20 protein-coding genes are annotated in these 17,454 nt (G+C 62.4%); 8 read left to right on the top strand and 12 right to left on the bottom strand.

The features are described 5' to 3' along the window. Positions 1–4 precede the first annotated feature (4 nt). From AC1DXN_RS13120 to AC1DXN_RS13105, 4 genes are all read left to right on the top strand, one after another. Positions 5–301, top strand: coding sequence for a YciI-like protein (locus AC1DXN_RS13120; protein ID WP_477270385.1), 297 nt, complete (start codon positions 5–7; stop codon positions 299–301). Positions 302–336: 35 nt separating this feature from the next. Beyond that, a complete protein-coding gene (locus AC1DXN_RS13115; protein WP_477270383.1) occupies positions 337–762 on the top strand; it encodes an EVE domain-containing protein in 426 nt (141 codons plus the stop codon). Continuing rightward, on the top strand, positions 717–1,415 hold the full coding sequence (locus AC1DXN_RS13110; RefSeq protein WP_477270381.1) for a class I SAM-dependent methyltransferase: 699 nt from the start codon (positions 717–719) through the stop codon (positions 1,413–1,415). The genes AC1DXN_RS13115 and AC1DXN_RS13110 overlap by 46 nt, the downstream gene beginning before the upstream one ends. 106 nt (positions 1,416–1,521) lie before the next feature. After that, positions 1,522–1,944: a DUF1761 domain-containing protein gene (locus tag AC1DXN_RS13105; RefSeq protein WP_477270379.1), complete on the top strand. Its 423-nt coding sequence runs from the start codon at positions 1,522–1,524 to the stop codon at positions 1,942–1,944. A 37-nt stretch (positions 1,945–1,981) separates the two neighbouring features. Here the strand turns inward: AC1DXN_RS13105 and gcvA are convergent, their stop codons facing one another. Continuing rightward, positions 1,982–2,932, bottom strand: coding sequence for a transcriptional regulator GcvA (gene gcvA, locus AC1DXN_RS13100; protein WP_477270377.1), 951 nt, complete (start codon positions 2,930–2,932; stop codon positions 1,982–1,984). A 130-nt stretch (positions 2,933–3,062) separates the two neighbouring features. Between gcvA and AC1DXN_RS13095 the strand changes: the two genes are divergently transcribed. Next, entirely contained in the window at positions 3,063–3,314 is a 252-nt protein-coding gene (locus AC1DXN_RS13095; protein WP_477248757.1) for a hypothetical protein, read from the top strand. Positions 3,315–3,390: 76 nt separating this feature from the next. Here AC1DXN_RS13095 and AC1DXN_RS13090 read toward each other — a convergent pair whose 3' ends face one another. Continuing rightward, on the bottom strand, positions 3,391–3,987 hold the full coding sequence (locus AC1DXN_RS13090; RefSeq protein ID WP_477270375.1) for a L,D-transpeptidase family protein: 597 nt from the start codon (positions 3,985–3,987) through the stop codon (positions 3,391–3,393). 84 nt (positions 3,988–4,071) lie between these two features. Here AC1DXN_RS13090 and AC1DXN_RS13085 point away from each other — a divergent pair, with 84 nt between their 5' ends. Both AC1DXN_RS13085 and AC1DXN_RS13080 read left to right on the top strand, forming a co-directional pair. Continuing rightward, complete coding sequence (locus AC1DXN_RS13085) at positions 4,072–4,755, top strand: response regulator transcription factor (RefSeq protein ID WP_477248755.1); 684 nt, start codon at positions 4,072–4,074, stop codon at positions 4,753–4,755. A gap of 284 nt (positions 4,756–5,039) precedes the next feature. Then, positions 5,040–5,495 (top strand): cyclic nucleotide-binding domain-containing protein, encoded by a 456-nt coding sequence (locus AC1DXN_RS13080; RefSeq protein WP_477248754.1) that lies wholly within the window; start codon positions 5,040–5,042, stop codon positions 5,493–5,495. 105 nt (positions 5,496–5,600) lie between these two features. Here the strand turns inward: AC1DXN_RS13080 and AC1DXN_RS13075 are convergent, their stop codons facing one another. The 8 genes from AC1DXN_RS13075 to tesB form a co-directional block, all read right to left on the bottom strand. Next, positions 5,601–6,218, bottom strand: a complete 618-nt coding sequence (locus AC1DXN_RS13075) for a GNAT family N-acetyltransferase (protein ID WP_477270373.1) — start codon at positions 6,216–6,218, stop codon at positions 5,601–5,603. Positions 6,219–6,242: 24 nt separating this feature from the next. Further along, positions 6,243–7,049, bottom strand: coding sequence for an exodeoxyribonuclease III (locus AC1DXN_RS13070; protein WP_477270371.1), 807 nt, complete (start codon positions 7,047–7,049; stop codon positions 6,243–6,245). Between the two features lie 222 nt (positions 7,050–7,271). Further along, complete coding sequence (locus AC1DXN_RS13065) at positions 7,272–7,937, bottom strand: outer membrane lipoprotein carrier protein LolA (RefSeq protein ID WP_477270369.1); 666 nt, start codon at positions 7,935–7,937, stop codon at positions 7,272–7,274. Positions 7,938–8,070: 133 nt separating this feature from the next. Next, on the bottom strand, positions 8,071–10,722 hold the full coding sequence (locus AC1DXN_RS13060) for an FtsK/SpoIIIE family DNA translocase (protein WP_477270367.1): 2,652 nt from the start codon (positions 10,720–10,722) through the stop codon (positions 8,071–8,073). Between the two features lie 516 nt (positions 10,723–11,238). Continuing rightward, on the bottom strand, positions 11,239–11,514 hold the full coding sequence (locus AC1DXN_RS13055; RefSeq protein WP_477270365.1) for a hypothetical protein: 276 nt from the start codon (positions 11,512–11,514) through the stop codon (positions 11,239–11,241). Between the two features lie 296 nt (positions 11,515–11,810). Then, on the bottom strand, positions 11,811–13,166 hold the full coding sequence (locus tag AC1DXN_RS13050; protein ID WP_477270363.1) for an ammonium transporter: 1,356 nt from the start codon (positions 13,164–13,166) through the stop codon (positions 11,811–11,813). 31 nt (positions 13,167–13,197) lie between these two features. Beyond that, entirely contained in the window at positions 13,198–13,536 is a 339-nt protein-coding gene (locus AC1DXN_RS13045; RefSeq protein ID WP_477248748.1) for a P-II family nitrogen regulator, read from the bottom strand. Positions 13,537–13,754: 218 nt separating this feature from the next. Then, positions 13,755–14,630, bottom strand: a complete 876-nt coding sequence (tesB, locus tag AC1DXN_RS13040) for an acyl-CoA thioesterase II (protein ID WP_477248747.1) — start codon at positions 14,628–14,630, stop codon at positions 13,755–13,757. 275 nt (positions 14,631–14,905) lie between these two features. Between tesB and AC1DXN_RS13035 the strand changes: the two genes are divergently transcribed. Continuing rightward, positions 14,906–16,168: a ubiquinone biosynthesis hydroxylase gene (locus AC1DXN_RS13035; RefSeq protein ID WP_477270361.1), complete on the top strand. Its 1,263-nt coding sequence runs from the start codon at positions 14,906–14,908 to the stop codon at positions 16,166–16,168. A gap of 263 nt (positions 16,169–16,431) precedes the next feature. Here the strand turns inward: AC1DXN_RS13035 and AC1DXN_RS13030 are convergent, their stop codons facing one another. Then, on the bottom strand, positions 16,432–16,959 hold the full coding sequence (locus tag AC1DXN_RS13030; RefSeq protein WP_477270359.1) for a hypothetical protein: 528 nt from the start codon (positions 16,957–16,959) through the stop codon (positions 16,432–16,434). 136 nt (positions 16,960–17,095) lie between these two features. Continuing rightward, the gene (locus AC1DXN_RS13025) at positions 17,096–17,452 is read right to left on the bottom strand and encodes a YciI family protein (protein ID WP_477248744.1); all 357 of its coding nucleotides are present in this window, start codon (positions 17,450–17,452) and stop codon (positions 17,096–17,098) included. Positions 17,453–17,454 lie beyond the last annotated feature (2 nt).

Raw genomic sequence — 17,454 nt, 5'->3', positions numbered from 1 at the left:
GAAAATGCTGTTTGCGTTGGTATGCAAGGACAAGCCTGGAAGCCTGCAGGTGCGCATCGACACAAGACCTACCCATGTCGCCTTTCTCGAGGGTCTGAACGCCGACAAGAAACTGGCTTTTGCCGGCCCGTTCCTCGATGCCGACGGCAAGCCGAACGGCAGCCTCGTTGTGGTCGAAGCGCCGGACCTTGCCGGCGCGCAAGCGCTGTCGGCTGCCGATCCCTATGCCAAGGCCGGCCTGTTCGAAAGCGTCGAAATCCGTCAGTGGAACTGGACCTTCAACGAGCCGGCGGCTAGTTAATCGCTGGCGGGCGAACCGCAAGGAGGAGCAAGAGAATGAACTACTGGCTGTTCAAATCCGAACCTTCGGTGTTCTCCTTCGAGGCGCTGAAGGCGAAGGGCAAAGCCGGCACGCAATGGGATGGTGTGCGCAACTATGCGGCGCGCAACAACATGAAGGCGATGCAGATCGGCGATCTCGGCTTCTTCTACCATTCCAACGAAGGGCTGAACGTCGTCGGCATCGCCGAGGTCTGTGCGCTCGCCCATCCCGATACCAGCACTGACGACCCGCGCTGGGAATGCGTCGACATCCGCGCCTTCAAGGACGTGCCAAACCCGCCGACGCTGGAGCAGGTCAAGGCCAATCCCAAGCTGGCCGAGATGGCACTGGTGCGGCTCGGCCGGCTTTCCGTGCAGCCGGTGACGCCGGCCGAATGGAAAGAGGTCTGCCGCATGGGCGGCCTGACGCCCGCGCCGTGACGGCGCTCACCCCCAACAGCGCGAAAAAATTCATCCTGGACAACACGGCGCTGATGGCGCCGCCGCATGTGCCGGAGATTCTTCTGCGGCTGGCCGACGAGGCGCATGATCTTTGGCAGCGGACGGAGGACGAGCTGGTCGAAATCGGCCTGCCGCCGCCCTTCTGGGCCTTCGCCTGGGCCGGCGGCCAGGGCCTTGCCCGCTATGTCCTCGACAAACCCGATACGGTGCGCGGAAAGCGCGTGCTCGACTTCGCCTCCGGCTCCGGCCTTGTCGCCATTGCCGCCGCCAATGCGGGTGCTGCCGAGGTGATTGCCGCCGACATCGACCCGTTCTGCGAGACGGCGATCCGCCTCAATGCCGAGGCCAATGACGTTGGCATCACATTCCTCGGCACGGACTGTATCGGCACCGATGCCGGCTGGGATGTGATTCTCGCCGGCGACGTCTTCTACGACAAATCCTTCGCCGACATGCTGATGCCATGGTTTGCAACGCTGAAGGCGCGCGGCGCCGACATCCTCGTTGGCGATCCAGGCCGCTCCTATCTGCCGAAGACGGGGCTGCAGCCGCTCGCCGTCTATGAGGTGGCGGTGACGCGGGCGCTGGAAGATGCCCTGGTTAAGCGCACGACCGTCTGGCGCTTCGCTTGACGCCACCGCCGAACAGGCGTTCCATCGCACACTGATTTGAGGAATATGCATGTCGTTATCCCAAGCCGCTCACACGTTTGGGCGACATGCTTGAGGGGAGGACTTTATGGATTTTTCGGTGGTGAACTGGTTGGCCGTGGTTGTCGCGGCCGTGGCGGCGTGGCTGTTTGGCGCCATCTGGTACACAGTACTCAGCAAGCCTTGGATGAGGGCGGCCAGGATCGATCCGTCAACGTCAAAGAAATCAATACTGCCCTTCATCATCTCCTTTGTCACCGAACTGATCATGGCGCTGGTCTTTGCCCTGGTCGTCGGCGCGATGACCGGCGGCGAGCCGACCCTTGTCGCAGGCCTCGTCTTCGGCTTCGTCCTTTGGCTCGGCTTCGTCGCCACGACGCTGACGGCCAACCATCGCTATGAAAATTTCGGCTGGGATCTGACCCTCATCGACGGTGGCCACTGGCTTGGCGTGCTGCTGATCATCGGCGCGGTGATCGGCTGGTTCGGCGCGCCGGTGGTTGCGGGCTGAACCCTCAGGGCTTTCTGCGCCCGGATTGGAGGGCGACCTATAACTCGTCCCAGCTTCGACGCGTCGGGTCCGGCTGCGGGTTGTGGACTTCGTTCAGCATCCAGTCCTTGAAGGCGACGATCCTGGCATCGTTCGCCGATCCCTGGGGGTAGACCAGATGATAGGCGAAGTCGGGCGAAACCTTGATGCCCAGTTCGAACGGCTGCACCAGCCTGCCCTGAGAGAGGTCGTTGGCGACCATGGCGAAATCGGCAAGCGCCACGGCGTTGCCGTCGAGTGCTGCCTGCGTTGCATCGGTTGAGGACCCGAAGACGAGGGTGCGGCTGTCGTCGAAGTCATCGACGCCGGCGGCCGCCATCCACATGCGCCAGTTCGGCCATGTCACCCCCTGGCGCGACCACTGGATATGGGCGAGCGTGTGGTGGAACAGGTCGCGCGGCTCCTTCAGCGGAGGCCCGGCGCGCAGCAAGGCCGGGCTGCAGACGGGGATGATGACGTTGTCGAACAGCCGGTCCGCGCAAAGTCCCGGGTACTTTCCGGTGCCGAAGCGCATGCCGATATCGACGTCGTCGCGATCGAAATCGCGCACTTCGTAGGTGATGTCGAACCTGAGCTCGATGCCCGGCTGATGCCGGCGAAAATCGTCCACCCGCCGCATCAGCCATTTTGTCGCGAACTGGGCATCGAGGGTTATTTTCAGCAGCGCCGTGCCGCGTGCCATCTTTTGCGCGCGCGAGACGGCCCGGCCTAACAGGTCGAGCGCATCGATCGCCGCTTCGAACAGCACCGTGCCTGCCTCGGTCAGCCGGATGGTGCGGCTGGTGCGGGTGAACAGCACGATGCCGAGCTGATCCTCGATTTCCTTGATCTGATGGCTGACCGCGGCCGGCGTCAGGCCGAGTTCGTCAGCGGCGCGGGTGAAATTGAGGTGCCGTGCCGCAGCTTCCAGCGTCCTCAGCGCACGCGTTCCGGGCAACAGGCGGGCCATGCCATCCTCAAATAAAACTTGACGATGGGAAAAGAACTACTCGTTTCCTCCTTAGATTTCAATCCGGCATGATGCATCCATCGAAGCACCATCAAACCGGATTTGATATCCGGAGGAAGCGGAGCACCTCATGTCCATCATCGTTTTGAATTCGCCAGCCGCCCGTCCAGCCTGGTTACGCGCCGTGACCGACTGGCTTCGCCACGCCAGAGTCGCGCTCAACCTGCCACGCGAGAACGTCGAGGATCTGTCGGATCCCCAGTTGCGTGACATCGGCGCCAAGCGGAAGGACGTTACGCGGGCGATGGACCGGGAACTCGGCCGGTTGGGCCTTCTCGACATCGGCTGGCAGAGAAACAAGGGAATAGGCCGCAGGCAGTAAGGAACAGGGGGAGAAGACCGCGCCGACGCGCATCCCTACTGCCCTACTGCCCTACTGCCCTACTGCCCTACTGCCCTTACCGCACCACCCTCACCACCGTCCGATCCGACAACAACGGCAGCAGCCGCGTCATGGTGCGTGCCGTCACCGCGACGCAGCCTTGCGTTGGTGTGAAGCCGGGGCGTGCCAGATGAAAGAAAATCGCGCTGCCGCGCCCGCGGCGGCGCGGCGCCATGTTCCAGTCGAGCACCAGGCAGGCGTCGTAGAGACGGTCGTCGCGTCGCATCCGCTCATGGCTGGCGCCATAGGGGATTTTGACCGGCCGGTTGTAGTTGCGGTCATCGGGCACCTCGCACCAGCCGAGATCGGGACCGATCGGCGCCATCGCCAACCGGGTTTTGCGGCCGGCCGAGAAATGATCCCCGCGGAAATATCCTGACAAGATCCGCATCGCGCCGAGCGGCGTCGCGCCGTCGCCTTCGCGCTTGCTGGCCGAGATGCCGCTGCGCCCCAGCGCGCAGGCAAACACCTTGCTGCCGGCCTGCAAAATACCCTGGCTAGGCTTGCCCGGCCGTGCCCGCACCACCAGCACACGCAGCCCTTTCGGCAAAAATGCGCCGGCTGCATTGCGCGGCCGTTTTTTCTTGTATGATCGTGTCACGGAACAAATCACTGTGATCGGCTGTTGTGCCGGTCAGCTTCAGCATAAACGGGGGGCGGTCAACTGAATATTCTTTTCAAAACAACGGATTGATCCATGACATCACGCACCATTCTGATCGTCGACGACGATGACGACCTTCGCGGCACCCTCGTCGAACAATTGGCCCTCTACGAGGAATTCGACGTTCTGCAGGAATCCACCGCCGCCAAGGGTGTCGCCTCGGCACGTGGCGGCCTCATCGACCTGCTCATCATGGATGTCGGATTGCCCGATATGGACGGCCGCGAGGCGGTGAAGATCCTGCGCAAGGGCGGCTACAAGGCGCCAATCATCATGCTGACCGGCCATGACACCGATTCCGACACGATTCTCGGCCTTGAAGCCGGTGCCAATGATTATGTGACCAAGCCGTTCCGCTTCGCCGTGCTGCTGGCCCGCATCCGTGCGCAATTGCGCCAGCATGAGCAGAGCGAGGACGCCACCTTCTCGGTCGGGCCCTATACGTTCAAGCCCAGCCAGAAGCTGCTGATCGACCAGCGCGGCGCGAAAGTGCGGCTGACCGAGAAAGAGGCCTCGATCATCAAATATCTCTACCGCGCCGACCAGAAGGTGGTGACGCGCGACGTGCTTTTGGAGGAAGTGTGGGGCTACAATTCCGGCGTCACCACGCACACGCTGGAAACCCATGTCTACAGGCTGCGCCAGAAGATCGAGCGCGATCCTTCCAATGCCGAAATTCTTGTGACAGAAAGCGGCGGCTACAAGCTGGTTCCTTAAACATTTCATGATCCGATCAGCAATTCCAGGAAAAGTGTGGGCGGTTTTCCGTCCGGAATTGCGTAAAAACTAAAGGGATAAGACGGCCGGGGCGGGGCTGTTTTCGGGGACGATCCAGTTGGAGGTGTCTGGATCGACCCCGCGCATCGGCCAAAAATCGATTCGATTTTTGGGAAGCACGATGCGCAAATTGAAAGTTGCTAGAGCGTCCTTTGCGCGTCCAAGAAGGACGCGCGGCGCTCTAAGGGAGGGATTGGACTGACCGCTCGGGGACACAGCTAGAGATGGCGTTGGATGACGACATCCGCATCCTGTCCGCCGTGAAGCTCTTCGAGGGTTTCACGCAGGAACAGCTGCGTCTGCTCGCCTTCGGCGCCGAATCCACCCTGCTCAAGGCTGACCATAAGCTTTACCGCGAGGACGACGAGGCCGATTCGGCCTATATCGTGGTCAGCGGGCGCATCGTGCTCTATCGCGAGCAGAATGGCGACCGCATCCCGATCGGCAAGGCCGGTCCCGGCACCATCCTAAGCGAACTGGCATTGATCGCCGACACCAACCGGCTGACCAGCGCGTCGGCCGAAATCGATTCAGAAGTGATCCGGCTCAGCCGCAAGATGTTCCGCCGCATCCTCGAGGAGTATCCCGAGGTGGCGGTGAAATTGCACCAGCGCATCCTGGAGGATTTTCAGGCCATGATCGCCCGCATCGAGAAGCTGGCGCCGCGGTTTGGCGGGTAGGCTAATGCATGTCGCCCAAAAGTGCGCAGCGGTTTTGGGACAACGACATGCATCAAAACAAAGACTTAAGGCGCGTTGCCGGAATCCGTTTCAATGCGACGCGCTTTAACGACCGTCTCGAACGGATTTTGGCCTGAACAGGCACCAGAATGGCTTCCCGGGCGCAAGTTCACCTTGGCCGAGGCGTTGAAACCCGCAACGCTCATAGAAAGCCAAATTCTTGCGTTGTGCGGTTTCGAGAAACGTCCCTGCCGAGACGGGATCTCCTTCGGCGAGATCGCAATAGGCCTTGATGAGCGCGCCGCCAGCCCCCTTTCCCTGCATTGAAGGGTGAACGCCCAAGACGCCAAGATAGAAATGCGGTTCCTGCGGCTTGTATTTCTCGCTGATGGCGTCAGCTCGCTCGAAGCGCGAAGCCATCGATGCCTGCCTTTGCTGAAGCAGAGCCCATCTTGCTTGGTGAGTCGGCAGCCATTCAGGCCGCTGCGTATCATAGCCCATCACCGCACCAAGGATGCGGCCCTCGCTCTTTAACAGCAGCACGGGCATGCCAAGCGCGAGGCGCGCCGCCATCAGGATCGAGAAGAACTCCGTCACCAGGTCCTGACGTAGCGGAGGATCGCCTGCGAAGAAAAACGCCATCTGCGGATCATCGGCAAAGGCAGCCGCAAGGCAGTCGGCCGCCGATGTCACATCCGGTTCTCGTGCTGCCACTATCTCCATTCAAGGACCCCTTTGACTCGTGGCCTAGTCCAGGTCGAACCTTGCGATGACCGGCACATGGTCCGACGGCCGGTCCCAGCCGCGCGCCAGCCGCAAAATGTCGTAGCCGGCAAAGCTCGGCACCAGGTTTGGCGATGACCAGACATGGTCGAGCCGCCGGCCACGGTTCGACGCTTCCCAATCCTGGGCGCGATAACTCCACCAGGTGTAGAGCTTCTGGTCGTGCGGCACGTTCAGCCGCATCAAATCGACCCAGTCGCCGGCCAGCCGCATGGCTTCGAAATTCTCGGTCTCGACCGGCGTGTGGCTGACAACATTGAGCAGCTGCTTGTGCGACCAGACATCGTGCTCGAGCGGCGCGATGTTGAGGTCGCCGACCAGGATCGAGGCCGACACCTCGTCATGCTCGGCGCGGATGGCGTTCATCTCGGCGACGAAATCCAGCTTGTGCTTGAACTTGCGGTTGATGACGGGATCGGGCTCGTCGCCACCGGCCGGAACATAGAAATTGTGAACGAGGATAATCTTGCCGCCGGCCTGGACAGTAACTGACAGATGCCGGCTGTCCTCGATTTCGCAGAAGCGCCGCTTTTCGACCACCTCGATCGGCCGCCGCGCCACCGTCGCCACGCCGTGGTAGCCCTTCTGGCCGTGGAACGCGATGTGCTCGTAGCCGAGCTTGCGGAAAGCCTTCTCCGGAAACAGCTCGTCGGGAACCTTGGTTTCCTGCAGGCAGAGCACATCCGGCGCCTGCTCGACCAGCAGCCGCTCAACGATCGGCATGCGCAGGCGAACGGAGTTGATGTTCCAGGTGGCGATGGAAAAGGGCATGCGGCGGTCCGAACAAAGGTCGCCGATCTACTGCCAGCCGAGCGCCGCAAACACAAGCCAGCGTTTGTGGGCTGCTTCCCACCGACTGCCATGATTCAGGTCAGGCCGAGTCGAGAATGCCGGATTCCGAGAACCGGAGCGGAGCGTACTTGAAGTACGTGAGCACCGGAAGCGCAGGAAGCCCGCATTCGCAGGCCGGCATCACCTGAATATCGGCGAACCTCAGCGCGTCTTGGTGTTCAGCTCACGGTTGGCCCTATAATCGATGGCAAAGGTGTCGGGGGCGAAGCTGACGCCCTCCTTGACGTTGAAGATCATCACCGTCGTGTCCTTGCCCTGCGCGTCGGTGATGGTCCACTGGCGCAGCTCATAGGATTTTGGGTCGAACATCATGGTGATCTTCGAATTGCCGAACACCGATTTGTCGGCAAGCTGGATGGTGGTCAGGTCGCTCTCTTCCTTGACGCTTTTGACGCGGTTACCGGAAAGGTCGATCTTGGTGTCGAGCAACAGCTTCAGTGGCGTCTTCGACAACGGATAGAGGTCGGACGTGTTCAGCTTCTTGTTGAGGATGACCACCGACTTGCCGTCGGAAATCACCTTGAAATTCGACTTGCCGTCATAGTTGAAGCGGATCTTGCCCGGCCGTTCCAGAAAGAACTTGCCGCCGGTCTGCTCGCCCTTGGGTCCGAACTGAACGAACTCGCCGCTCATCGATTTGACCGAGGAAAAATGGTCGGCGATCTTCTGCGCCGCTGGCGGCACCGCCGCTTGCGCCGACGCCATCAGCTGGAACCCGGGAACGACATTGACGGCGGCAGCGCCGGCCAGGACCAGGCCGAGGCCGAGCACCTGGCGGCGGGTTGGATTGAATGAAGCGTTTGTCATGGCCGGTCACTCTCGTCTGGTTCGGTTGTGTCGCAGTCCTTGGCCCCCCAGTTGGGCTTAAGTTTGGCGGCCGGACAGCGCTCAGTCGCTTGAACGCGCCAAGAGGTTCAAAGTTGCCGCCCGTCGGGCCGGATCAGAACTTGTCGTCCTCCGTCGGCACCAGGATCTCGCGTTTGCCGGCATGATTGGCCGGGCCGACAATGCCTTCCTTCTCCATCTTCTCGATAATCGAGGCGGCGCGGTTGTAGCCGATGCCGAGCCGGCGCTGGATATAACTGGTCGAGGCCTTGCCGTCGCGCAGCACCACCGAGACCGCCTGGTCGTAGGGATCGTCGGAATCCTCGAAATTGCTGTTGCCGCCGCCGGAACCGCCCTTGCCCGACGGTTCGTCATCGTCGTCCTCGCCGTCATCCTCGGTGATGGCATCGAGATATTCGGGCACGCCCTGCAGCTTCAGATGCGCGACGATCTTCTCGACCTCGTCGTCGGCAACGAAGGGGCCGTGCACGCGCTGGATGCGGCCGCCGCCCGCCATGTAGAGCATGTCGCCCATGCCGAGCAGCTGCTCGGCGCCTTGCTCGCCCAGGATGGTGCGGCTGTCGATCTTCGACGTCACCTGGAACGAGATGCGGGTCGGGAAGTTGGCCTTGATCGTACCGGTGATGACGTCGACCGACGGGCGCTGCGTTGCCATGATGACATGGATGCCGGCGGCGCGCGCCATCTGCGCCAGCCGCTGCACGGCACCTTCGATGTCCTTGCCGGCGACCATCATCAGGTCGGCCATCTCGTCGATGATGACGACGATGTAGGGCATCGGCTCGAGGTCGAGATTCTCGGTCTCGTAGATCGCCTCGCCGGTCTGGCGGTCGAAGCCGGTCTGCACGGTGCGCGAGATCTTTTCACCCTTCTTCTCGGCCAGCTGCACGCGAGCGTTGAAGCCGTCGATGTTGCGCACGCCGACCTTCGACATCTTGCGGTAGCGGTCCTCCATCTCGCGCACGGTCCATTTCAGCGCCACCACCGCTTTCTTCGGATCGGTGACCACGGGCGTGAGCAGATGCGGGATCCCGTCATAGACCGAGAGTTCCAGCATCTTCGGATCGATCATGATCAGCCGGCAGTCCTGCGGCGTCAGCCGGTAGAGCAGCGACAGGATCATGGTGTTGATGGCGACCGACTTGCCGGAGCCGGTGGTGCCGGCGACCAGCACGTGCGGCATCTTGGCGATGTCGACGATGACGGCCTCGCCATTGATGGTCTTGCCGAGCGCCAGCGCCAGCTTGGCCTTGGTGGTTTCGAAATCGCGGCTGGCCAGGATTTCCCGGAGATAGACCGTCTCGCGCTTGGCGTTCGGCAGTTCGATGCCGATGGCGTTGCGGCCGGGCACCACAGCGACGCGGCAGGCAATCGCACTCATCGAGCGGGCGATGTCGTCGGAGAGGCCGATGACCCGCGACGATTTGATGCCCGGCGCCGGCTCGAGTTCGTACAGCGTCACCACCGGACCCGGACGGACCGCGATGATTTCGCCCTTGACGCCGAAGTCCTCCAGCACGCCTTCGAGCAGGCGGGCATTCTGCTCCAGCGCATCCTTCGACAGGCTGGCATCGCGCACGACATTCTTCGGCTCGGACAGGAAATGCAGCGACGGCATTTCGAATTTTTCGGAGCCGATCAGCGAGGTCTGCGCTTCGCGCTGGACGCGGGCGCCGGGCGCCGGGCGGGGCGCAGGTGCGGCTACACGGGTGGCGGCATCGGAGCGGAAATTCTGCACCTGCGCGCGGCGTTGGACGACAGGTTCGTCGTCGTCGATATCCATGTCATCGTCATCGTTGTCGAAGACGTCGTCATCGTCCGGGTCGACCGAAACGCTGCGATCGTTGACCATGGCGGCGAAGAATTCCGGCTCGACGCGGGCGCGGCCGTCGGCGCTCATCCGCGCTTCGGCGAACTCGGCCGATTCGACCCGTTCGGCGGCACGGCGCCAGCCGCCGGCGCGTGGTTCCATCTCCGGTTCGTATTCGTCGCGCTCCTCTCGCCGGCGCGCGGCGCGGCGGCGCAGATAGGCGCGCAGCGACAGCCACCAATGGGTGATGGCGCCAAGCGCCAATATGCCCTCGTCGCCCTCGTCGTCGTCATTGTCGAAGAGCAGATCGTCCTCGCGCGGATCGGCAGCGACAGGCTCCTCCTGGACGGCAAAACCGTTCTTGCGCGCAAGCAGCGCCGAACCATAGGCAAACAACCACAGCGCCGGTGCGATGAGCAGCACGGCAAGCACGCTGGCGATGATGCCGGTCGGGTAGCCGCCAATGACCAGCCCGGGGATTTTGAGCACCATGTCGCCGAACACGCCGCCGAGGCCGGTCGGCAGCGGCCAGGTCTTGGGCGGCACCACGCAACCGGCGATCGCCGCGGCAGTCAGCGCAAAACCGAACCAGGCAAGGCCGCGCTTGGGCAGCCTGTCGACACCGCGCGCGGTAAACAAAAGGAAGCCCCAGATCACCGCCGGCACCAGCGCAGCAACAGCGGCGAGGCCGAAGAACTGCATGGCGAGGTCGGAGAAGACAGCGCCGGCATAGCCCATGGCGTTGGTGACGATGTTGTCGGTGGCGTGCGAGAAACTCGGATCGGCGACGTTCCAGGTGGCAAGGCTGGCGACGCCGAAGGCGACGGTCACGAACAGGCAAGCGCCGACCAGCCGGCCGACCTGGCGCCGCGCGAATGCCTGGATGCCGTGCCCCGTATCGGTCAGCGCGAGCGGTGCTGAAGCCCCTGAACGCATGCTCTTCCCCGTCTGTCATGGACTGGCCGGGCGCAAGACGCACTCCGGCAGATTCGAATGTCAGACTATCGGCGGGAAGGTTAAGGCCGCATTAACTATACGGAGCCTGCAACGTTAAAACACGGGATGGAGCGGTTGGCCAGACAGTGCGGGCACAGATGAAAACCCGCGCGATCGGGAGCCGGCAAGGCCTTCGCGAAAGGGCAAAAGTGAGAGGCGGTGAAACCTGACTATCCGTTCGCGGACACCACAGACGCCACCACGGCAGAGAGTTTGCCGCGCTTGTCCAGCCTTGGTTTCTCATAGATCTTCTTCATGCGTGGTTCCCTGTCCTGGCACGAGTCGCACCGCGCGACCCTGAAAGGGATACCACGCCCGTCCAGCACCCGTCATCTCCCGCGCGGGGATGATTTGGCCTTGCCCGATGTATGGAGAAAAATGGCGGGCCGCGAAGCCCGCCATCTTTTCATGGCAACGACGAAACGATCAGGCCCGTCCGGACCCGATCTTGCGCAATCACTTGTTCCCGGCGTACCGAGTGAGGTTGGCACAGAATTCGGCGTGGGGCTTGCTCATCGCCGCGTCCTGGCATTCCTTCATCATCGTGTCCTGCTTGTCCTTGGCCGTTGAAGCCCAGGCGGCCTTGAAATCGGCCTCCGACTTCATGGTCTTCATGCTGGCGTCGGTGAAGAATGGTGCCATGTTGGCCGGTTCATCGAGAGCGCCGGCAAAGGCCGTGCCGCTTACCATGGCAAGAGCGAGTGCTCCGAGGACGATGTTCTTGATGTTCATGGGTTGGTTCCTTCCCTGTTGTTTTAGCGAGCCCCTGAACGGTGGTCGCTAATCCCCAGTACGCAGCCGGAAAGCCCTATGTTTCTTCCCATTGGCAGATCACGCGAACTTGATCTCGTCGAAAAACGATTCCTCGTCGCCCTTTTGCACACGCACGTCTTTTCCAAAAAAGAGGCCCGGAGAGTGTCCGGGCCTCAATGCGTGAGCACCTTTCGGGAGCGTCACGACGGGATGCGTAGAGAGATAAGGGGACCGGCGGGAGGAGGGTTCCGCCGGTCCCGTTGGCAAAGCTGGCCTTACGGCACCACTTCGCCATGCTGGCTGATGTCGAGACCCTCGACCTCTTCCTGTGTCGTCGGACGCAGGCCAACCAGGGCCTTGACGACATAGAGGATCACAAAGGTGGCGACCGCCGTCCACACGATGGTGACGGCAACGCCGTAGATCTGCTTCCCGAGCGAAGCACCCGACGACAGGCTGTTGATCGCCGGATCGGCCAGCACGCCGGTGAGCAGAGCACCGATGACACCGCCGACGCCGTGGACGCCGAAGGCATCGAGCGAGTCGTCATAGCCGAACATGTGCTTCACCTTGACCGCCGATATGTAGCAGAGCACGCCGGCGACGATGCCGACGATGAAGGCGCCGGTCGGGTTGACGAAGCCGGAAGCCGGCGTCACCGCGACCAGGCCGGCAACGGCGCCGGAGATGATGCCGAGCACGCTGGGCTTCTTGGCGATGATCCATTCAGCGAACATCCAGGCGAGAGCCGCGGCTGCGGTGGCAACCTGGGTGTTGAGCATGGCTGCACCCGCGAGGCCGTCGGCCGCCAGTTCCGAACCGGCGTTGAAGCCGAACCAGCCGACCCACAGCAGCGAAGCGCCGATCACCGAGTAGACGAGGTTGTGCGGCGCCATGTTGGTGGTGCCGTAGCCTTCGCGCTTGCCGAGAACCAGCGCGCAGACCAGACCCGCGACACCGGCGTTGATGTGAACGACCGTGCCGCCGGCGAAGTCGAGCACGCCAGCCGTGCCGAGGAAGCCGCCACCCCAGACCCAGTGTGCGATCGGCACGTAGACGACGAGCAGCCACAGCGCCATGAAGATCAGCAGCGCCGAGAACTTAAAGCGTTCGGCGAAGGCGCCGGCAATCAGCGCAGGCGTGATGATGGCGAAGGTCATCTGGAACATCGAGAAGACGAATTCAGGAATGTTCGCGACGCCCGGCAGCCACAGCGAGGACGTGGTGATGCCGTGATGGAAGAATTTCGAGGTGCCGCCGAGATAGCTGTTGATGCCGCCGCCGTCGGAGAAGGCCAGCGAATAGCCGAACATGAACCACAGCACCGTCACCAGACAGGTGATGGCAAAGCTCTGCATGATGGTGGCGAGCACGTTCTTCTTGCGCACCATGCCGCCATAGAACAGCGCCAGGCCGGGGATGGTCATCATCAGCACCAGCGCCGTCGAGGTTAGCATCCAGGCGGTGTTGCCGGTGTCGAGCGCGGGTGCCGGCGGCGCAGCCGCAGCTGCATCGGCGGTGGCAGGAGCCGCGGTCTGCGCGAAGGCGGCGACCGTGCCCATTGCAGCGAGAGCGAGCGAGCCAAGCGCGGCCACACGTCCCGTTGTTTTCAAGGTGGAAGGTATGTTCATTGAACTCTCCATTGGAATACGTGTTCGCCGCTCAAAGCGCGTCGGTGTCTGTTTCGCCGGTGCGAATGCGCACCGCCTGGTCGATGCCGAACACGAAGATCTTGCCGTCGCCGATCTGACCGGTCTTGGCCGCCGCGGTGATGGCTTCGACGGCCTTGTCGACCAGGTCGCCGCTGACCGCGACTTCGATCTTGATTTTTGGCAGGAAGCTGACCGCGTATTCCGCTCCGCGATAGATTTCCGTATGTCCCTTCTGACGCCCGTAGCCTTTGACTTCGGTGACGGTCAGGCCCTGGATGCCGACTGCGGTGAGCGCTTCGCGCACCTCGTCGAGCTTGAACGGCTTGATGATTGCCATCACGATTTTCATAAGGTTTCACCCTTTGCTGTTGCGGGTCCCCCGCGTTTACGACTTCGCCGATCCCAATGAGAGCCGGAGAGTGCCCGCTAGGATTCAAGCTCCGTGCCAATTGCCGAAGCAGGGTGTTAACCCTCTGTAAACAAACGGATTGGGAGAGGTTTGGCGGCTAAATGTGCACAGCCGGGGTAACGCTTGTGATTAAAAAATGGGCAATTTTTCAAAAATGCCTATTCTGCGGGCGGCCGCTTCAACCTGATGAGGCCTTCCTGGGCAACCGAGGCAATCAATGTGCCGTCGCGGGCAAACAGCGAGCCGCGGGTGAAGCCGCGCGAGCCTTGTGTCGACGGGCTGTCTTGCGTGTAGAGGATCCAGTCGTCGAGCGGATGGCTGCGATGGAACCACATGGCGTGATCGAGGCTTGCCGCCTGGATGTCGCGATCGAAAATGGCGCGGCCATGCGCGAAGGTCGAGGTGTCGAGCAGCGTCATATCGGAGAGATAAGCGAGCACCGCCGCCTGTATGCCTCTGTCGGCCGGCACCGGACCGGTGGTGCGGATCCAGATGTTCTGCTTCGGCTCCAGTTTTTCGCGGCTTGTGTAATGCTTCAGCATCACCGGCTTCATCTCGATCGGCCGGTCGCGCTCCCAGTAGCGCTTGATGCCCTCGGGCACCGCCTCGCCGAACTTGCCCAGCAATTCGCGCTGCGACAACAGGCTGTCGGGCGCCGGCACGTCCTGCGGCATCGGCACCTGGTGTTCGAGACCGATTTCGTCTTGCTGGAACGAGGCTTCGAGAGAAAAGATCGCCTGGCCGTGCTGGATCGCCACCACGCGGCGGGTGGTGAAGGAGCCGCCGTCGCGGATGCGGTCGACCTCGTAGATGATCGGCACCTTGGTGTCGCCCGGCCGCATGAAATAGCCATGCAGCGAATGCACGTGGCGCTCCGGTTCGACCGTCCGCTGCGCGGCAACCAGCGCCTGGGCGATGGTCTGGCCGCCGAAGATGCGCTGCCAGTCGAGTTTGGGGCTGCGACCACGGTACAGGTTGTGTTCCAGCTGCTCGAGGTCGAGAATGCTGAGAAGCTCGTCCATGGCCGCTGTCATGTTTTTCGCGCCCCTAGTGTCGTGATTTCGAAGTTCGCTTGATTTTGATATTGCGCTCGGAGCGAACTTCGAAATCAAAACGACAACTAGAAATCGTCAGTTTGCTAGTGTCCTTACGATTCTGAAATTCGTACTGCCCTCGATATCCAACTCGGACGAATTTCAGAATCGGGACACTGGCTGCGGAAGTGTTAAGGCGGTTTCCGACAGGAATGGCGGGCAGTCAAGGCCGGAATGGCCGCCGGCAACAGCCAAGGCCACGAAAGGAATTTATCATGGCGGACCGCAAGGCGGATGCAAAAGCCCGAGGCTCACTCGACGTTCTGGTCGCCGGCGCCGGCTATGTCGGCCTTGCCGCCGCCGTATCGCTGAAACAAGCACGGCCGAGCCTCGCCGTCGCCATCGTCGATGCCGCGCCCGCCGGAGCCTGGCAAAGGGACGGCCGCGCCTCGGCCATTGCCGCCGCTGCTTGCCGCATGCTCGACCAGCTCGGTGTCTGGCAGGAGATCGCACCGGAGGCGCAGGCCATCACCGAGATGATCGTCACCGATTCGCGCACCTCCGATCCGGTACGCCCGGTGTTTCTGACCTTTGACGGCGAGGTCGCGCCCGGCGAACCGTTTGCGCATATGGTCGCAAACACGGATCTGAACGGCGCCCTGCGCCGGCGCGCGCAAAAACTCGGCATCGACATCATCGAAGGTGTCGCCGTCGGCGCCTTCGACAGCAACGGCGCCGGCATCACCGTGCATCTGGCCGACGGCGCTGCGCTGAAGGCGCGACTGCTGGTCGCCGCCGACGGCGTCAACTCGAAGCTGCGCGACATGGCCGGCATCAAGACGGTGAAATGGGAGTACGGCCAGTCCGGTATCGTCTGCACCGTGGCGCATGAGCGCCCGCACAATGGCCGCGCCGAGGAGCATTTCCTGCCCGCAGGTCCTTTCGCCACGCTGCCGCTGAAGCCCGGCAAGGACGGCAGCAATCGCTCGTCGCTGGTCTGGGTCGAACGCTCCGAGGACGCCGAAAAACTGGTTTCGGGCGACGACCTCGTCTTCGAGCATGAGCTGGAACTGCGCTTCGGGTTGAAGCTCGGCGAAATCCGCGTCGCCGACAAACCACGCGCCTGGCCGCTCGGCCTGACCATTGCCCGCGCCTTCGTCGCGCCGCGCATCGCGCTCGCCGGCGACGCCGCGCACGGCATCCACCCGATCGCTGGCCAGGGCCTCAATCTCGGCTTCAAGGATGTGGCCGCCCTGGCTGAAGTGATTGTCGAGGCCGACCGGCTGGGACAGGACATCGGCGCGCTTGACGTGCTCGAGCGCTACCAACAATGGCGGCGCTTCGACACCGTGCAGATGGGCATCACCACCGATGTGCTGAACCGGTTGTTTTCCAACGACATCGGCCCGCTGCGCGCCGTCCGCGATATCGGTCTGGGGCTGGTTGAACGCATGCCGCGACTGAAGGAGTTTTTCATTCGCCAGGCGTCCGGCCTGTCGGGCGATACGCCGCGGCTGTTGAAGGGCGAGGCGATCTGAGCGTTGCCCAACGTCGTCATCCTTGGGCGTAGCGACGCGAAGCGGAGCAAGACCCAAGGATCCATTGCGTGACCTTGGTCGAAGAATGCAGCGGACCAGAATTCTGCATCGCAGCAACGCTTTGAAGTCGCGGCATGGATCCCGGGGTCTGCGCCGCGTCGCTTCGCTCCTTGCTACGCCCCAGGATGACGAAGCGATGGGTGTTTCCGCTAATCGCCAAGGCGATCTGCCAAGGTAGCGGGCTCAGATCCCCGCCAGCGAACTTAATTCACCTCGAAACCCAGCTTTTGCCGCAGCCGCAACATCCGCTGGTCGGCAATCTCCAGGCGTTTCTCGCCGCCCTGGGCCGCGCGGTTCACCATCTGCAGCAGATCGTTTCGCTCGGCCACATCGAGACGTTCGCGCAGGAACGGCGCCAGCTTGTCGATGACGATCGTCGTGTCGTCGATCTGCGCCGCCGCCCATTTGGCATAGATCACCGCCTCATCGGTCTTCTTCTTGTCGGCAATCTCCGAGATCACCGACCGGATGACGGCTTCGCGCTGCGGCAGGATAGGCCCGTTCTCGGAAACCATGGCGGTGATCAGCGTTGCCGCCGCCACCACCGGATCGTCGATCGCCGTCAGCGGCGACAGCGCCGCCTGCTTGCGCAGCTTCTTGCGGCGGATATTGCCCTGGACCCGACCGACGACATCGGCGACTTCTCGCGCCGCCTCGTTCATGGCCTTCATCCGGTACCACCAGAACGCTGCCGCCCCAAGGACGCCAAGGATAGCAATCAAGAACGGCATGCCAACATCCCCCAAAATCGCGCCGACGATAGGAGAAGTATTGCGCTGCTTCAACACGCAAAGATTGCTTGCGGCGAAGAACCAGAGGCATTCCACCGGCCTGGAACCCCTGGTTTCAAAGTCGCCGACTTCGGGTTCACGACCCCGGCACGTCGTAGATCGCCCTGACTTCGATGGTGCCGATTTCGGCCAGCGGAATTCCGCCTGCGATCTCCAGCGCCTCGTCGAGATCTTTTGCTTCGATCATGACGAAGCCCAGCAACTGCTCCTTGGTCTCGGCGAAAGGGCCGTCGGTAATCAATCTCTTGCCCTGGCGCCGACGCACTGTTTTCGACGTTTTTACCGACTGCAGCGCCTGCGCGATGATCAGCTGGCCGCGCTTTTCCAATGACCTGTCATAGGCCAGCGACTCGGCATCGAGCTTGGCCGACCCCTCGGCGGTCAGGGCGTGAAGGTCTTTCTCCTCACCATAGACCAGGCAAACATATTGCATTT

It is taken from the genome of Mesorhizobium sp. P2_H9 (assembly GCF_056403215.1).
Note: the sequence above shows the minus strand (reverse complement) of the source record. Positions and strands in the feature narration are given on the sequence as shown.

Coding starts and splice junctions, on each gene's coding strand:
- AC1DXN_RS13115 (WP_477270383.1), top strand. CDS start 337: ATGAACTACTGGCTGTTCAAATCCGAACCTTCGGTGTTCTCCTTCGAG.
- tesB (WP_477248747.1), bottom strand. CDS start 14,630: ATGACAGCGGCCATGGACGAGCTTCTCAGCATTCTCGACCTCGAGCAG.
- AC1DXN_RS13050 (WP_477270363.1), bottom strand. CDS start 13,166: ATGAACATACCTTCCACCTTGAAAACAACGGGACGTGTGGCCGCGCTT.
- AC1DXN_RS13025 (WP_477248744.1), bottom strand. CDS start 17,452: ATGCAATATGTTTGCCTGGTCTATGGTGAGGAGAAAGACCTTCACGCC.
- AC1DXN_RS13060 (WP_477270367.1), bottom strand. CDS start 10,722: ATGCGTTCAGGGGCTTCAGCACCGCTCGCGCTGACCGATACGGGGCAC.
- AC1DXN_RS13030 (WP_477270359.1), bottom strand. CDS start 16,959: ATGCCGTTCTTGATTGCTATCCTTGGCGTCCTTGGGGCGGCAGCGTTC.
- AC1DXN_RS13045 (WP_477248748.1), bottom strand. CDS start 13,536: ATGAAAATCGTGATGGCAATCATCAAGCCGTTCAAGCTCGACGAGGTG.
- AC1DXN_RS13120 (WP_477270385.1), top strand. CDS start 5: ATGCTGTTTGCGTTGGTATGCAAGGACAAGCCTGGAAGCCTGCAGGTG.
- AC1DXN_RS13080 (WP_477248754.1), top strand. CDS start 5,040: ATGGCGTTGGATGACGACATCCGCATCCTGTCCGCCGTGAAGCTCTTC.
- AC1DXN_RS13075 (WP_477270373.1), bottom strand. CDS start 6,218: ATGGAGATAGTGGCAGCACGAGAACCGGATGTGACATCGGCGGCCGAC.
- AC1DXN_RS13105 (WP_477270379.1), top strand. CDS start 1,522: ATGGATTTTTCGGTGGTGAACTGGTTGGCCGTGGTTGTCGCGGCCGTG.
- AC1DXN_RS13070 (WP_477270371.1), bottom strand. CDS start 7,049: ATGCCCTTTTCCATCGCCACCTGGAACATCAACTCCGTTCGCCTGCGC.
- AC1DXN_RS13095 (WP_477248757.1), top strand. CDS start 3,063: ATGTCCATCATCGTTTTGAATTCGCCAGCCGCCCGTCCAGCCTGGTTA.
- AC1DXN_RS13055 (WP_477270365.1), bottom strand. CDS start 11,514: ATGAACATCAAGAACATCGTCCTCGGAGCACTCGCTCTTGCCATGGTA.
- AC1DXN_RS13085 (WP_477248755.1), top strand. CDS start 4,072: ATGACATCACGCACCATTCTGATCGTCGACGACGATGACGACCTTCGC.
- AC1DXN_RS13110 (WP_477270381.1), top strand. CDS start 717: ATGGAAAGAGGTCTGCCGCATGGGCGGCCTGACGCCCGCGCCGTGACG.
- AC1DXN_RS13035 (WP_477270361.1), top strand. CDS start 14,906: ATGGCGGACCGCAAGGCGGATGCAAAAGCCCGAGGCTCACTCGACGTT.
- AC1DXN_RS13065 (WP_477270369.1), bottom strand. CDS start 7,937: ATGACAAACGCTTCATTCAATCCAACCCGCCGCCAGGTGCTCGGCCTC.
- gcvA (WP_477270377.1), bottom strand. CDS start 2,932: ATGGCCCGCCTGTTGCCCGGAACGCGTGCGCTGAGGACGCTGGAAGCT.